Annotated in this window: 1 protein-coding gene; it reads right to left on the bottom strand. The window is 63.6% G+C overall.

What is annotated here, in order from left to right; all coding sequences use genetic code 11:
* A partial coding sequence (locus J5J09_RS22695) for an Ig-like domain-containing protein (protein ID WP_208554535.1) occupies positions 1–225 on the bottom strand: 225 nt, incomplete at both ends.

Here is a 225-nt window from a genome sequence, read left to right as displayed (position 1 = left end):
AGATCGCGGACGCCGTGTTTGATGCAGTGTTGGGATTGCCGGCCCCGTCGGTGAATGCTCCAGCCGGGACCGTCACGGAGACTGTTCCGTCGGCAACTGGCGTTAGCGTCACGGTGTAAGTGGTACCGGAGCCGGTGAGGGTTGCCGTTGCATTGACGAGCGTCAGGTCGCCGACGGCGAAGTCGGTTGAGGCCTCGCTGAGGGTTATCGTCGCCGTGTACTCCC

This window comes from Ciceribacter sp. L1K22 (genome assembly GCF_017599385.1).
GTDB lineage: Bacteria > Pseudomonadota > Alphaproteobacteria > Rhizobiales > Rhizobiaceae > Allorhizobium.
Note: the sequence above shows the minus strand (reverse complement) of the source record. Positions and strands in the feature narration are given on the sequence as shown.